Raw genomic sequence first — 15,627 nt, forward strand, 5'->3', positions numbered from 1 at the left:
TGTCACCTCCTACTGCCGGCTCGCTATGCTCGTAGCTTGAACCTCGATATGCTACTTCGCATGCCGCCTGAGACTTGATTGAGCTCGTCGATCGCGAGCGTCGATTGCTGAAGGGACTCGACTGTTTGCTGAGCTGCCTCGCTTAGCTGGGTTAGCGTGTCGCTGATCTGCCCCGCGCCGGTCGCCTGTGCTTGCATGCCTTCATTGGCGACTTCGAAACGTGGCACCAGCCCCTGAACCTGCTGAATGATCTCGAAGAGTTGCCCGCCGACCTGCTGGATGTCCTGCATACCCCGACGGACCTGCTCGGAAAACTTGTCCATGCCCATCACCCCGGCCGCGACTGCCGACTGGATGTCCTTGACCATTTGCTCGATATCGTAGGTGGAGACAGCTGTCTGGTCCGCGAGCCTTCGGATTTCCGTCGCCACCACTGCAAAACCCCGGCCATATTGGCCTGCCTTCTCCGCCTCGATGGAAGCGTTGAGCGACAACAGGTTCGTCTGATCGGCCACTTTGGTGATGGTCGTCACCACCTGATTGATGCTGCCGGCTTTCTCGCTCAGGATCGCCAGTTTGGAATTGATCGCGCCAGCCGCTTCCATGACCTGCTGCATGGTTTCTTCCATACGGGTCAGCCCCGCTTGCCCCCCGCCAGCCACGGCAGCGGTTTGTTCGGCAACTGTGGAGACCTCGTTCATCGTGCGGACCAGTTCGTTTGATGTGGCGGAGATTTCCTTGGCTGTCGCTCGGATTTCTGTTGTGGTCGCTGCGATTTCAGTCGCAGTTGCCTGCTGTTGCTTGGAGGTGGCGGCGATCTCAGTTATCGACGTGCCGACCTGTATGCTGGACCTTTGAACCTGACCAATGAGGGTTGTGAGATCGTCCGCCATTGCGTTGAAGCCGTCGGCAAGCACGCTGAATTCGTCTCGGCGCCTCAGATCGAGCCGTTCGCTGAAGTCGCCTTGCCGCATCAATTGAACCGAGTCGACCAAACGGGTGAGCGGACCTGTAATGGCGCGAAACAGCTGGTAACCCAAAAGAAGGGCTAGCCCGAGGGCTATCAACAAGCCAACGCTCAAACCGACTTCGGCCGTTCTGACGATCGAGCTGATCCGCTGCGTCGCGCTGTTTGCCTCGCCTCTGTGATCCTCAACCATGGCCTGCAGAGCGGACTGCAATTTTACAAAGATCGGCTCTACTTCGTTCTTGATAGCTGGGCTTTCATTGGGAGTTTCACCTTTCGACAAGGCAGCCCGGCTTGTTTCCAGCACAGCAGTTTCAGCCAGACGGAATTGGTTGGCGAGTTGTTTGACGGCTGCATAATTCTGCTTGTCGATATCGGAGACGATCGTTGCCTCATAGTCGTCCATCGACCGCTGCACCTGGTTGCGATTGGTCGTGATCGCGTTTTCAACCGTGCTTCTGTCTGACGGGTTGTCCTGAAGGGCATATTCCTGAAGCAGACTATGGGCCGCCATCTGGCCCGTCATGATCTCGGTACTGTGATAAAGGTCCGGAAGGATGCCCTTCTCGACCTCAGTCGCCTCCTCCCCCGCCTGAAGAAACCAGGCGTACGCGATGAGGGCTATCACGGACATGACCACCAGAACGGCTGCGAAACTGACGAGGATGCGGTGGCGTATTGTCAGACTCTTCATGGAACCGGTTCACCAATGGGGGGCATCGTGGGCTGCGCGACAAGCGCTCGTTCCGACATATTCGAAAAGGTGCGTCGAAAAGCGGTAGTCTGATGCTGAATGGTTTCTTTTCCGTTCCATAGCTAATGATGGCGAGGCGGCTCGCCAATCGGCGCCGCCAGAAGCGGTGGTCAAAGGACGACTGCCGTCCACGCACATCAGCCCGAGATCGGCTGGATGGCGCGCCGCGTCAGGAGGAGCGTGGATGAGCTGCTTGAGGCCACGAATTGAATGACTGCTTAGGCCAGGTCGAGGCAAGAAAGCCGACGTCCTGCTTGCTGCCCCTAAGCTGCCAGGCGGGAACGCGCCTCATATCAGCCGTCCAGCATGATCGTCGCTACTGAAAGCGGAATCGCCGAAACCAGATGTCGCAAACTGGCCAACGCGTAGATTGGCGTCGAGTGCGGGTTCGGCATTTGCAGGTGACGATAACTAAATGGCAAGCGCCCCCGCCTGAGGCCCTCAGGACTAAAAGATCTTGAGAAAACCAGTTTCAAATGCGCATCCTCAAGCGGCGGCCGCCCACCGCACGAGGATGGGCACAACGTGACGAGCGCTCTGGAGCCTAGAGAGAACTGACCCGACACCACCTTCCTTTGCGGCATTGCGGCGGCGCAAAAAGATTACGAGATGGAGCAGGCGTATTGCCAAATGGGTCCACCAGCGAGAGTTCGCGTTTTCCGCCTCGGCTGTGAACCCCACTTCCATTCGCTGGTCTTGCTCAGGTCGAGGTCTACTTTGCCATCGAGGGCTCATGTTGCGGCTCATAAGCAGGCGGTTGGGTAGGTCTCGGCCAGCACACGGCCCGGTGGCACTCACTGCGGTCCACACCGCAGTTGAAACTGACCACCCGACCCAGGGTTCGAAGACGGTCCCCGATCGGAACACCGAGCAGAGTGTGCTCGCGCTCCTCAAGTCACCGATATCCTTGGTGAAGACGTTGAAGGCGTGTGCAAAGGACGCCTCGACATCGGCGGAGTGATTAAACGGCTCGGCTACCGGATGCTTAGACATCGTTGACAAGGGTGCTATGGGATCATAACGTACCTGACTGGTATAACAGGTATGCCACATGATCGGAGTTCTGATCAAGCAGCGGAAGCTTTCGGACGAGGTGGCAGCGCACCTCGAACGGATGATCCGAGAGGGAGAGTTGGCCGAAGCCGACCGTCTCCCATCTGAACGGGAACTCATGCGGCAGTTCGGGGTAGGGCGGCCTTCCATCCGTGAGGCGCTGCTGCATCTGAGCAAAATGGGCCTTGTCGAGGTAAAATCGGGGGAGCGTGCCCGCGTCACTCGACCCACTCCTCAATTCGTGATTGACGCCCTTTCAGGGCCGGCTCGGCACATGATTTCGGCGCCGGGAGGCGTTCACGACTTCCAGAGCGCGCGCTTGTTTTTCGAGGTCGGTCTTGCCCGCAACGCCGCTGTGCATGCTACCCCGGAAGACATTGACAGCCTCAATGAGGCGCTCGAACTCAACCGGCAGTCGATCGGCGATCTGGCGCGCTTCGAGCGCACGGACGTAGACTTCCATTACGTGCTGGCGGTAATCACCCGCAATCGGATCTTTACAGCTATTCACGCGGCCTTGGCTGAATGGTTGCTCGAACAGCGTCGCACCACATTGGCCAAGGGTGAAGACCGCAAGGCTTACCAGGCTCATCGCGAAATCTTCGAGGCCGTCGCCGCGCGCGATCCAGACGCGTCAGAGACGGCCATGCGCAGCCATCTCGAATATGTGGCCAAGCGGTATCTGCAACTTGCGAGGCCCAAGTGATGACCGGATTTGTCGTCTGGGTCGATTTCCGCCTGAGGCCTGGTGCCCGGGACAGATTCCGAGAACTTGTCGACGCCAATGCGACCGCCTCGATGCGCACCGAGGCCGGCTGTCGCCGCTTTGACGTGACGGAGGCGCGCGGCGAACTGGATCGGGTCCTGCTCTATGAGATTTACGATAGCGAGGCCGCATTCGAGGACCACTGCCGCACCGCTCATTTCGACGAATTCAATACGCAGAGCGCGCCGCTCGTCGTGACCAAGTTGGTGACGACCTGCGACCTCGTTCTTGAAGCCACGCATTGAAGCGAACATAGGCGGATTGGCCCATTGGGGCGAACGGGAGGAAGTGCATGTCGGAGCCAAGTCTCAGGGCGTTAGCTTCTCACAGGCGGGTCAAGCTCGGTACGCTCGTCGCCGAGTTCGCCACGCCGGGAATCGGTCACATCCTGAAGTCCGCTGGCTGCGATTTCGTCTTTTTCGACATGGAGCATTCGGGATTTAGCTTGGAAACGCTGAAGAGTGCGATCCGTTATTTCGAGGCGGCCGATCTGCCGGTCATGGTGCGTGTGCCGTCGCAGGACTACCATTTCCTCGCCCGCGCCATGGACATGGGCGCCGAAGGCCTGATCGCGCCGATGGTGAGCAGCGTCGAACAGGCGCAGCACATCATCAACTCCATGAAATACCACCCTGCCGGCGCCCGCGGCGTGGCGCTGCAGATCGCTCATGACCGTTACCGTCCGGGCTCGGTCGCTGACAAATTCGATGCCGCCAACAAGCGCTCGACGTTCATCTGCCTGATCGAGACCGCCGACGGCGTCAAGAACATTGACGGCATCGCGGGACTGGACGGGGTCGATTGTCTGTGGGTCGGACATTTCGATCTGTCCGTCTCGCTCGGCATTCCTGGCGACTTCGCCCACCCCACTTTCACTGCTGCAATGGCCAAAATCGTTGCCGCCGCCAAGAAGCACAACAAATCGCTTGGACGCTTGGTGCCCAACGTCGCCCAGGGACACGAGTTCTACGCACAGGGCTTCGATTTCATTTGTTATTCAGGCGACGTTTGGGTCCTGCACGACGCGATCGCCGACGCGGTTTCCAAGATCCGGGCCGGGTGCCAATAGGAGCGGAGGAGACGATGGACAGCGTGAAATTCAGGGTGGCGCTTTCCGGTGATTTCCGCAGGCCGGACGGCTCGCCGACCTACCCAGATTTCGATCTGGAGCCGCTGCGCAATGCGACAGCTGTCGAGATGGTGTTCCTGGAGTCAAACAGTCCGCTTCGCGCCGACCAACTTGAGGATTTCGATGCGCTGATCCTCCTCGCCCATCGTTTCGATGCCACGAGTGTCCCCAGGAGCGGCCGCCTGGCCGTCGTTGCCCGCTTCGGGGTCGGCTACGACACTGTCGACGTTGAGGCATGCACCGCAGCCGGTATTGCCTTGGTCATCACGCCCGATGGCGTGCGACGGCCCGTCGCCGTATCCGTCGTCACCTTCATGCTGGCGCTGACCGGCAAGCTGCTGACAAAGGACGCGCTCACCCGCAAAGGGTCTGTTGGTTTTGAGAAGCGCTCCGAACATATGGGGGTCGGCCTCGTCGGGCGTACGCTTGGGTCGCTGGGCATCGGCAACATCGGTGCCGAGGTCTTCCGCTTGGCGAAGCCCTTTGACATGCAATTCATTGCCCATGACCCGTTTGCCGACAAGGGGGTCGCTGCCGACCTGGGCGTCGAGCTGGTAGGGCTGGAGGATCTGTTTCGCCGCGCCGACGTGCTGTCGGTGAGTTGCCCCCTGTCACCCCAGACCCACCACATCGTCAATGCCGAGCGGATCGCCCTGATGAAGCCGACAGCTTACCTGATCAACACCGCGCGCGGCCCGATCGTCGACCAGAAAGCGCTGACGCAAGCACTGCAGGAGCGCCGCATCGCCGGCGCCGGTCTCGACGTGCTGGAACAAGAGCCTCCCGACGCAGACGATGCGATCCTCAAACTCGACAATGTCATCCTGGCGCCGCACGCGCTTTGCTGGACCGACCAGTGCTTTGCCGGCAACGGTGCGGCGGACGTCAAAGCGGTAATGGAGGTGCAGCGCGGTCGCGAGCCGCGCGGCGTGGTCAATCGCGAGGTGCTTTCGAGCGAGCTGTGGAAGACCAGGCTGTCTGGGCTCGCCGCCCGCTTTGGAACCTAGGAGTGACACTGATTTTCGGCGCGCCGCCGCGGCCTGTTTGCGGCGACCTTACGGGAGGAAATGCTTGACCGCTGCGCCGGCGGACGAGTGAAGCAAAAGGAAAATGGGAGGACCAAGCACTATGAACGATCGTGAAAAACGTGACTTTCAGGCAGGTCTCGAAGCAGAGGTCGACGCCTTCATGCGCGGCGAAACCACCCGCCGAACTTTCATCACCCGCTTCGGTCAGATGACCGGCATGTTGGCCGTGTCCGGCCCGCTGCTGGGGATGATGACCGATTGGGCGCTGGCGCAGCAAACATTGGAATTGGCGGACGGCACGTCGCCGCTCGGCCAGGCGCAGGCCGCAGCCCTGAAAGCATCGAAGGAAGGGCCTGCGGACGGTTCCGCCTTTCGCGCGGCGGAGGCGGCCAAGGCGCATTCGGGCGTCACCCTCAACATGACCTACGAGGCTGGCCTGCAGGCACTCGACCCGCGCAATTTCAGCGGGCCGATGTGGGAGCAGCTTACCGGGATGAAGTCGAATGTCGTCGAGCTGTCGAACCCGGACCAGTACTCCAAGGCGGTCGCCGAGCACATCGCCGGCTCGGGTGCCTATGACGTCCTCGACATCTCGCCGGCCTGGACGCCGTCGCTTGCCGATGGCGGCGTCATCGCCCCGCTAGACGACTACATCGCCAAATACATGAACCCGGCAGACCTCGAGGACTATCATCCCCTGTACAAGGCGCTGCCGACCTACAAGGGCAAGATCTGGGGGTTCTTCGACGACGGCGACATGTTCGCTCTCTACTACCGCAAGGACATTTTCGAGGATCCGAAAATGATGGAGGCTTTCCAGGCGAAGTTCAACACCAAGCTTGGACCGCCCAAGACATGGGAAGAATATGCCCAGATCGCCCAGTTCATCACCGACCAGATGGCGCCAAAGGTCTATGGCGCGGGACATTTCCGCAAGGCGGGCAGCCCCGGCAATCAGTTCGACTTTCTGCAGCAGTACCGGGCCAACGGCGGAAAACTCTTCGGCGACGACATGAAGGCAGGTTTGGTTTCGGATGCCGGCGTCAAGACGCTGACAAACATGCTCGCCGCAAACAAGGCCTCGATCCCCGGCAACAACGAGCTCGACGCCGTCTCCTTGTGGGCGGCTTTCCTGACCGGCAAAGTCGCGATGATCTATTCCTGGCCTCCTAGCGGCCGTATGGCGGCGAACTATTCGCAGTCGGCCACGGCAATCAACTTCATTCCGCAGTCCCAAATCGCCGGCAAGGTCGGCTATGCCGTGGTTCCGGGAAATCCGGAACATGCCACCGGCTACAACAAGGCACTGTCGGCCGACTCGCCCAACCCTGAGGCGGCGTATCTGTTCATGCAGTGGGTATGCTCGCCACCCGTCTCGCTGGCACGTTGCATGCTGCCCTACGCGCTACGCGACCCGTACCGCATCTCGCACTTCAAGTCCGAGCTCTACGGCGCGCTCTTCCCGAGTGCCAAGGAGTACCTTGCCAACCTCAACAACTCGGCAAACGTCGGTCTGCTCGACCCGATCATGCCAGGCGCGCAGGACTACTTCTTGAGCATCGATCGCATGTGCACGGCGGTGTGGGCTGGTGCGGATCCGAAGGCGTCGCTTGAAACGGCGGCCGCCGAGTGGAACGAGACGACCGACCGACTGGGTGTGGATTCGCAGAAGGGCTTCTACACCGAGTTCTTGAAACTGCCTGGCGCCACCGCCGACAACACGGTGGAAAAACTTGGCATGGCGGTCACCCTCTGAAGGGAGGCGGACTCTCTGGAGCAATTGGTGTTGCGGGCGCTTGGCTCGCAACACCTCCCCGCTAAGCGGCGATTGGATACGCCTATGCAGCCCACAGCCACGATCCGCCATTTGAAGGCCGCCGGCGCACCGCCCCGGCTGTCTGCCTTTGCCCAATGGGCTGACCGTCATTTCAAGTGGCTGCTGGTCGCCCCCGCTGTGCTGCTGATATTGGCACTGTCGATCTATCCGCTTCTGTTCTCGCTGGTGGTATCCTTCATCAACTACGACTTCCAGGTGCCGGGCCACGCCTTTGTCGGATTGAAGAACTTCGAGCGGGTCGTGTTCGATCCCGTAGCACGTTGGTCGCTGTTGCTGACAGCATCGCTGTCGGGCATCAGCGTCGCTATAGAGTTCGTTCTCGGCCTCCTGGTGGCGCTGACAATGGTGCGCAGCTTTCCGGGCCGCGGTGTGATCATGTCGATCCTGATCGTGCCGCTGTTCATCAGCCCGGTCATCGTTGGCCAAGCCTGGACGCTGCTCTTACAGCGGCCTTTTGGACCGACCAACTATGTCCTGACGCAACTATTGGGGCAGGAGGTTACGATCGGCTGGATGACGGAGCGCCCGTGGCTCTACGTCTCGCTGATCATCGCCGATGTCTGGCAGTGGACGCCGTTCATGTTCGTCATCCTGCTCGCCGGGCTGACCGCAATCCCACCCAATCTCTATGAGGCGGCAGAACTCGACGGCGTCAACGCCTGGCAGGTTTTTTGGGCGATCACGCTCCCGCATCTCGGGTCGATGATGCTGCTGGCGCTGACCTTCCGTCTGCTCGACGCAATCCGTATGTTCGATACCATTTTCATCATGACAGGGGGTGGCCCAGGAACACAAACCTACACGGCCTCCTATTATCTTTATACCATAGGCTTCACGCAGTTTCATCTGTCGCAGGCAACAGCAGGAAGTTGGCTGTTCCTGATCTTTACGGCGCTCATCGTGACGTTGCTGGTGCGTCGGCTCTTGAAGGTGGAACCGGTCTGATGGCCGCCGTCGCGCCCGCCCGCCGCAGGAAACGCCGGTCGTTGCCGATCGGCCGAATTCTGCTGCTGGGGTTCTTCCTGGTGTTCGTGCTCTGGCCGCTCTACTGGATGTTCAACACCTCCATCAAGCCCAGCGACGACTACCTCACCGTACCGCCTGTCTGGTTCCCCGCCGCTCCGACGCTTGTCCACTACAAAGCTGCGCTGTTCGCCTATCGTGGTCTCGACGGGCTCATCAACAGCCTGATTATTTCGCTTTCGGCCACGGCGCTTTCGGCGCTGCTCGGCACGCTGATGGCCTATAGCCTGGCGCGCTACGACACCGGCGGCAAGCATCTGTCTTTCTGGGTGCTGTCGCAGCGCTTTTTGCCGCCGATCGGGATCGTGCTGCCGGTGTTCCTGATCTATCGCCAGGTCGGGCTCTACGACACTCATGTCGGCCTGATCATCGCCTATACGGTCTTCACGCTGCCGGTCTCGGTGTGGATGATGTTCGCCTATTTCCGCGGCATGCCGAAGTCGATGGAGGAGGCGGCCCTCGTCGATGGCTGCACGAGATGGGAGGCGTTCTGGCGCGTTGCCGTGCCGCTCGCAGCACCGGGCATCGTCGCGGCGGCTGTCTTCGCCTTCATTGCATGCTGGACGGAGTTCTTCTTCGCTCTGATCTTGACCAGCCGAACTGCCTTTACACTGCCAACGGTCTTCCGCGCCTTCATCGGCTTCCAGGGCGCGCAATATGGCGAAGCCGCGGCCCTTGCCATCGTCTCCCTTGTGCCATCGATCGCCCTTGGGGTCCTTGCTCAACGTCATCTGGTGCGCGGGCTGACGCTCGGCGCCGTTCGCGGTTAGGAAAGCTCCCGCATGGCCGAAGTCAAAATTACCGGCTTGCACAAGCGCTACGGCGCGTTCCATGCCGTGCGCGGCATCGACCTGGACATTCGCGACGGCCAGTTCACCGTTCTGGTTGGACCGTCCGGCTGCGGCAAGTCCACGCTGCTCCGGACCATCGCCGGCCTGGAGGAGATATCGGAAGGCACGATCGAGATCGGCGGCGAGGTGGTCAATGATTTCCGGCCGCGCGATCGCGACGTGGCAATGGTGTTTCAAGATTATGCGCTCTATCCGCATATGAGCGTGGCCAAGAACATTGGCTTCGGCCTCAAGGCTCGCAAGATGCCGAAGCCAGAGGTCGAGGTGCGCGTGGCCGAGGCGGCACGCATGCTTGGCATCACTCCCTTGCTGGGGCGTTTTCCGCGCCAATTATCCGGCGGCCAGCGCCAGCGCGTCGCCATCGGCCGCGCCATAGTCCGCAACCCGCGCATCTTTTTGTTCGACGAGCCGCTGTCCAACCTCGACGCACAGCTTCGCGACGAAATGCGCGGCGAAATCAAACGCCTTCACCAGGACATTGCGACAACGATGATCTACGTCACCCATGACCAGATCGAAGCGATGACGTTGGCTGACCGCATCGTGCTGATGCGCGACGGGTTGATAGAGCAGCAGGGCGCGCCACTCGAGTTGTTCGAGCACCCGGCCTCAACGTTCGTCGCTGGGTTCCTGGGTTCGCCGCGGATGAGCTTCCTGCCAGGTACCCTTGCCTTGGACGCAGGCGCCGCTGCCATCCGGCTCGCGGATGCACTGCTGCCTTTAGCGCGCGGCAGGGGGCTGAAGGGCGTCGCGGACGGACAGCAGGTGCTGCTCGGGTTGAGGCCAGAACACCTCACTCGTGCGCACACTGCAACGCCGGAGCAGGGCACGTTTCGCTATGAGGCAACGATCGACCTGCTGCAGCCGACCGGCTCGCGCAGTTACGCGACATTCCGACTGGCCGGCGCGCCGGTGATGGCTGAGCTGCAGGCGCACGATGTCAGCCGTCCGGGCGAGAAGCTTGCGATCGACATCAACATGAACCGGGCCTCGATCTTCGACGCCACGACGGAGCGCGCAATTTGACCTCGGCAGCTTCCCTGGCAGTCCGCTTGTGTGGCACCGAAGAGCTCGAGGCACCGCTGCGCACGCTGCGCGCCGGATCCTTGTCGGTCGCGTTCGACAATGGGGCGTTGCGTTACATCCACGTTGGGACGATCGAGGTCTTGCGCGGAATCTCGTTTCTTGTACGGGACGAAAACTGGGGAACATGTACCACCGTTCTCGATGATCTGCGGATCGACGAGAGGCCGGATGCGTTCGCCATTGAATACCGTGCAACATGTGCTGCAACATCCGGCCGCCTGATTTACCGGGCGCGCGTCTCAGGCCGTGGCGATGGTGCGCTGTCGTTTGTGGCGGAGGCAGAGCCCGAGACCGACCTTTTGACGAATCGGACCGGCTTCGTCGTCCTTCATCCGATCGAGGGCTTAGCCGGCAAGCCGATAAAGGTGCTGCATGAGGATGGTCACGACGAGCTATCGTTCTTGCCGGACCACATCGATCCAAAATGTCCGTTCACCGACATCCGGGCGTTGTCGCACGAGATCGCGCCTGGGATCTGGGCGACATGCACCATGGAGGGTGATGCCTTTGAGATGGAGGACCAACGCAATTGGTCTGACGCCTCGTATAAAACATATGTCCGCCCTCTGCGTCGCCCGTGGCCTTACAGACTGCCCAGGGGCCAGAAATTCACGCAGGCCGTCCGGCTTCACGTGTCAGGAACGCTCCCTGCCGGGACGTCTGAAAATCGCAATCCACTCATCAACCTGACGATCGGCGGACCGGTCGGCCGAGTGCCCCGCACTGGCGTCGGCGTCGCCGCCGACGAGGCAAAGCACGCGCTCGAAACCCCCGAGCTCCTACGACGAATGGCTCCCCAGTGGATGGTCTGCCAGGTCGATCTCCGGATCGCACACGGCCAGGACGAACTAGAAAGCTACGCCGCGCTCGCACGGCTGACCGGCGCTGGAGTGGTCCTCGAGATTATCACCAAGGGCACGCGCGATCCATTCGGCGAATTGGCGCCGGTCGCGGATGCTGTCCACTCACTCGGCCTCAAACTAGAAGCTGTCTCCGTCTTTCCGGCGCAGGACATGACATCCGTACAGCCGGGAGCACCGTGGCCGACTATGCCCAGCTTCCACGAAAGCTACTCCGCCGCTCGCCGGGCTTTCCCGGGCATCGCGCTGGGCGGCGGCATGGCCGCTTACTTCACCGAACTCAACCGCAAGCGTCCGCCAGCCGAAGCGCTCGACTACGTGACCTTCACCACCTGTCCCAGCGTGCACGCCGCAGATGATGTCTCGGTGATGGAGACACTTCAGGCAATCCCCCATCTAATCCGCTCCGCGCATGCTTTCATGGGGGAACGCTTGCCACTGCGTATCGGTCCCATCCAGCTCGGCTGCCGTGAGAACCCATACGGAAAATCCACTACGCCGAATGAAGCGAACGCTCGCGTCTGTCTATCGCGCATTGATCCTCGTCAGCGCGGGCTGTTCAATGCGGCTTGGACTGTCGGATATTTCGCGGCCTGCGCTCGCGAAGGAATCGATGCCGTCGCGTTCGGTGACTTCGCCGGCCCCTTTGGCCAAATCCATAGGAAGGCTGATTTCGTGCAGCCATGGTATGACCAGCAGGATGGCCCAACGGTCTATCCCGCTTTCCATGTCTTGGCTGGTCTCTCAAAGCTCGGCGGAGCCACCTTGCTGTCCGTAGGAACTTCCGGCTGTGACGGCGTCGTGACGATCGCGGCTGAAAAAGATCGCCGCGTGACCCTGTGGGTCGCTAACCTTACCGCCAAGACGCAATCTGTGAGGCTTTCGGATTCGCCGAGCAGCGCCCGCATTGCTCTTCTCGGCGCCGAGCAGTTCGAGCGGGCGGCAACCGATCCCGACTTCATGGAAAGTTCCGCAAGACCGCTGGATGATCAAAGCATCTCGCTTGGCGCCTACGCCGTCGCGCGAGTCGACCTCGATCGATCGTCTTAGGCCTAGCCGATGTTCGCTGTTTGGCCAAACCCCCGTCAAAGATGAGGGTGGTAGTTCCATACTCTAAGGCAGCGCGCGGGATCCATCTCGCTTATACGTTCTACTATCGCGACGCCGACCAGGCTCGCCAGGTTCCGCCTGCCGAGACGCCAAGTTTTGAGGCCGCTCGCGCCGAAGCGATCCGTTGCGTAATCGGGCGATGACGATATGACCGGATGGTTAGTGCGCATGCGCGATCAGGCAGGCAACGAGCTTTGCACGATCAGCGTCTGCGAGGCCGAAGCCGCACCGCAAACGGAAACAAGCCGGTTAGGCAGCACCGCTCACGTCTGTGTCGATACGCCAGCCCTTATTCAATTAGATCGTCGCCGGTCGGAACTTTTGTGATGTTGAGCCCTTGTCCATTGAACAGTGGAGGTACCAATGGCTAACCTGGGAAAATTGGCGATCGCGATGCTCGGCGTCTTGGCATACCAAAATCGCGACAAGATCGGCGACATGATCCGTGGAGCGGGTGATCGCAACCCAAATGATCCGCAAGGCGGGATTCTGGATCAGCTTTCAAAAGGCGTTTCGGGGACCGCGCTTGGCGATATTCTCGACCGGTTCAGAGGGGCAGGCGCCGGATCGAAGGTCGATTCGTGGGTAGGCACCGGGCCGAACGAGCCGATCCAGCCAAGCGAGGTGGAAGCAGCCATAGACGAAGAAACCCTGACTTCCCTCTCGATGCAGACCGGCCTTTCGCGCGAGGAACTCATAAGCCGGATCACGCGAGATTTGCCTGAGGCCGTCAGCAAGATGACGCCTACTGGTGAATTGCCCGTTGAGGCGCCGAAAAGCTCCGGTGAGACGACCTTGCTCGACGACGTGCCATCGCACAGGACGCAAGCGAATTCAGGCGGTCAAAGCGATATCTAAGGTGACGGCTATCCATCAGGGAGAGATACTAAATCGTACTGGCGCGCGAGTTGGCATGATCGGGCAGGGCGGTCACGGTGGTCATACAGCAAACGTACTTGCCGAGTTGGATCTATTGGCCGCGCTACTCGATTCCCGCTGGCGCATTCCAGGCACATCAATTCGTTTTGGACTGGATGCGCTCGTAGGTCTGGTTCCCGTACTCGGAGATGCGGCGACGGGCATTATCTCGGCCTACATCGTCTTGCGAGCTCGAAACGTCGGTGCCGGAAATGGGTTGGTCGCCCGCATGCTAGGCAACGTGCTGCTGGATACGCTCGTAGGAAGTGTCCCAATTCTCGGCTCGATCTTCGACGTCTATTTTAAGGCGAACAATCGCAACATCAGACTGCTGCGCCGTCACATCAACAAGTGAGGCGGATAAGCAATCGTCGCGATGCAATTCTTCTAAAAGGCTCGGAACCGACAGGGGCGCTGGGGCTTGAGTCGCGATTCCTGGAGTCGCGAGCATATGACCAGTGCCATTGACCGGCTTTCGTTCATCGAGTTCCAATCGCCCACACTGGTCGAGAAAGCTCCCGAAGGCGGAGATTGGCTTCACGAGATCAAATATGACGGCTACAGGACGCAGCTGGTCGTTGAAGGCGGAAAGGCGCGAGCATTCACACGTCGCGGCCACGATTGGTCCCACCGTTACAAGAGGATTGTTCAGGCCGCGGCAAGCCTGCCGGTCAAATCCGCTATCATCGATAGTGAAGCTGTCGTCCTGGGCGACACCGGCCTGCCGGACTATCAAGCCCTGGAACGTGAGCTGGGCAACCCAAGTTCGCTGCGGATGACTCTCTACGCTTTCGACCTCCTGTACCTCGATGGCCGTGATCTACGGGAACAACCGTTAGTGAAGCGCAAGGCTGCGCTGAAGAAGCTGCTGACCGAAACCGAGCCAACCCTGACTTATGCCGAGCATCTGGAGGTGAACGGCAATGATATGTTCGACCATGCCTGCCGGATGGGCATAGAGGGAATCGTATCCAAGCGAGCGGATGCTCACTACCGCTCGGGCGTCCAGACCAGTTGGGTCAAGGTCAAATGTGTCAAGAGCGACACTTTTCCAATCGTGGCTTTCGTCGAGAAACTTGGCGCGCAGCCGCGCCGCATCGCATCGTTGTACATCGGCAGGCGAGAGGGCGACCGGCTGCTTTATGCCGGGAAGGCCCAGACCGGCTATACGCTGGACGCAGCCCGGCGCGTTAGGGAGCGGCTTGATCCGCTTGTAACCGCCAAGTCACCGCTGTCGGAGCCGATCAAGAAGCCCAAGGCGACATGGGTCGAACCAGACGTTCTTGCCGAGGTGCAATTCAGTGGCGTGTCGGACCGGGGCATCTTGCGTGAGGCGGTCTTCAAGGGACTCCGCGAGGACCTTCAGGCAATCCCGCCCAAGCCTCCGTCGCCCTCCAAGCGGAGGTCGGAAGGCCAACACGGCGTCCCGCGCGAGAACATTCTCCAGCTGCTACCCGATGCGGTTGCACCTTCCAAGGAAGAGCTGGCAGACTATTGGCGGCGGGTCGCTGATCAAGCTCTAGTTGATCTGGTTCGGCGACCGCTGAAGCTGGTCCGCCACGCCTCCGGCGCAACCTTCTATCACAAGGGACCGCTACCTCGGATACCGGCGTCCGTACATCAGCTCCGGGTTCAAAAGCGCGAAGGCGGCGAAGGCATTCGGGTATGGATAGATGACATGGATGGTCTGCTTGGCTTGGTCGAGATGGATGCCGTTGAGCTTCATCCGTGGAACGCGACGATTGATGACATCGAACATGCGGACCGGCTCGTCCTCGACCTCGATCCCGGAGAAGGCGTTCCATGGGACGATGTGATCGAGGCCACGCTGGCGCTACGGGGCATCTTGGAAGCGGCAGGCTTGGAGAGCTGGCCAAAGGTCACTGGCGGCAAAGGCATCCACTTGATGGCCCCGCTCGTTGCGAAGATGACCCATGACAGCGCCCGGAAACTGGCCAAGTCGCTCGCCCACCGTCTGGTTGATACCGATCCTGACCGATACCTGTTGTCAGCTGACCCCGCAGCCCGAGGAGGCCGGATCTTTCTCGACTATCTCCGCAACGGACAGGGCAATACCGCAATAGGCGCTTTTTCCCCGCGAGCGCGGCCCGGCTTCCCAATTGCCCACCCGGTCACATGGAAGCAAGTCGAGGCGGGCATCCGGCCAGACGTTTTCACGCTCGCGCAGCCTTTCAGACCCGCTCGTCGAAAAGCCGCGTGATGCGTCGCGACCATCAGCCGGTAT

13 protein-coding genes are annotated in these 15,627 nt (G+C 60.5%); 12 read left to right on the forward strand and 1 reads right to left on the reverse strand.

The features are described from left to right. Positions 1-23: 23 nt before the first annotated feature. The gene (locus tag X726_RS157125; RefSeq protein WP_023669447.1) at positions 24-1,661 is read right to left on the reverse strand and encodes a methyl-accepting chemotaxis protein; all 1,638 of its coding nucleotides are present in this window, start codon (positions 1,659-1,661) and stop codon (positions 24-26) included. Between the two features lie 1,111 nt (positions 1,662-2,772). On the opposite strand from X726_RS157125, the gene nanR reads away from it, so the two are divergent. The 12 genes from nanR (at position 2,773) to ligD (ending at position 15,603) form a co-directional block, all read left to right on the forward strand. After that, entirely contained in the window at positions 2,773-3,480 is a 708-nt protein-coding gene (gene nanR / locus X726_RS157115; protein WP_023669449.1) for a transcriptional regulator NanR, read from the forward strand. Beyond that, entirely contained in the window at positions 3,480-3,785 is a 306-nt protein-coding gene (locus X726_RS157110) for a putative quinol monooxygenase (protein ID WP_023669450.1), read from the forward strand. Before nanR ends, X726_RS157110 begins: the two co-directional genes overlap by 1 nt. A gap of 47 nt (positions 3,786-3,832) precedes the next feature. Further along, positions 3,833-4,609, forward strand: coding sequence for an aldolase/citrate lyase family protein (locus X726_RS157105; protein ID WP_023807875.1), 777 nt, complete (start codon positions 3,833-3,835; stop codon positions 4,607-4,609). 14 nt (positions 4,610-4,623) lie between these two features. Beyond that, a complete protein-coding gene (locus tag X726_RS157100) occupies positions 4,624-5,676 on the forward strand; it encodes an NAD(P)-dependent oxidoreductase (protein ID WP_023669453.1) in 1,053 nt (350 codons plus the stop codon). Positions 5,677-5,797: 121 nt separating this feature from the next. Further along, a complete protein-coding gene (locus tag X726_RS157095) occupies positions 5,798-7,453 on the forward strand; it encodes an extracellular solute-binding protein (RefSeq protein ID WP_023669454.1) in 1,656 nt (551 codons plus the stop codon). A gap of 27 nt (positions 7,454-7,480) precedes the next feature. Beyond that, positions 7,481-8,479 carry a sugar ABC transporter permease gene (locus tag X726_RS157090; protein WP_245260549.1) on the forward strand — a complete coding sequence of 333 codons (999 nt, stop codon included), beginning with the start codon at positions 7,481-7,483 and terminating at the stop codon, positions 8,477-8,479. Further along, on the forward strand, positions 8,479-9,327 hold the full coding sequence (locus X726_RS157085) for a carbohydrate ABC transporter permease (RefSeq protein ID WP_031214852.1): 849 nt from the start codon (positions 8,479-8,481) through the stop codon (positions 9,325-9,327). Before X726_RS157090 ends, X726_RS157085 begins: the two co-directional genes overlap by 1 nt. A 12-nt stretch (positions 9,328-9,339) precedes the next feature. Next, positions 9,340-10,434, forward strand: coding sequence for a sn-glycerol-3-phosphate ABC transporter ATP-binding protein UgpC (gene ugpC / locus X726_RS157080; RefSeq protein WP_023669457.1), 1,095 nt, complete (start codon positions 9,340-9,342; stop codon positions 10,432-10,434). Further along, positions 10,431-12,404, forward strand: coding sequence for a hypothetical protein (locus X726_RS157075; RefSeq protein WP_023669458.1), 1,974 nt, complete (start codon positions 10,431-10,433; stop codon positions 12,402-12,404). Before ugpC ends, X726_RS157075 begins: the two co-directional genes overlap by 4 nt. A 423-nt stretch (positions 12,405-12,827) precedes the next feature. Then, positions 12,828-13,322: a YidB family protein gene (locus X726_RS157070; RefSeq protein ID WP_023669459.1), complete on the forward strand. Its 495-nt coding sequence runs from the start codon at positions 12,828-12,830 to the stop codon at positions 13,320-13,322. A 55-nt stretch (positions 13,323-13,377) separates the two neighbouring features. After that, complete coding sequence (locus tag X726_RS157065; protein ID WP_023669460.1) at positions 13,378-13,737, forward strand: DUF4112 domain-containing protein; 360 nt, start codon at positions 13,378-13,380, stop codon at positions 13,735-13,737. Between the two features lie 96 nt (positions 13,738-13,833). After that, on the forward strand, positions 13,834-15,603 hold the full coding sequence (gene ligD, locus X726_RS157060; protein ID WP_023669461.1) for a DNA ligase D: 1,770 nt from the start codon (positions 13,834-13,836) through the stop codon (positions 15,601-15,603). The last annotated feature ends 24 nt before the right edge of the window (positions 15,604-15,627 follow it).

Source organism: Mesorhizobium sp. LSJC285A00 (assembly GCF_000503155.1).
Classification (GTDB): Bacteria; Pseudomonadota; Alphaproteobacteria; order Rhizobiales; family Rhizobiaceae; genus Mesorhizobium.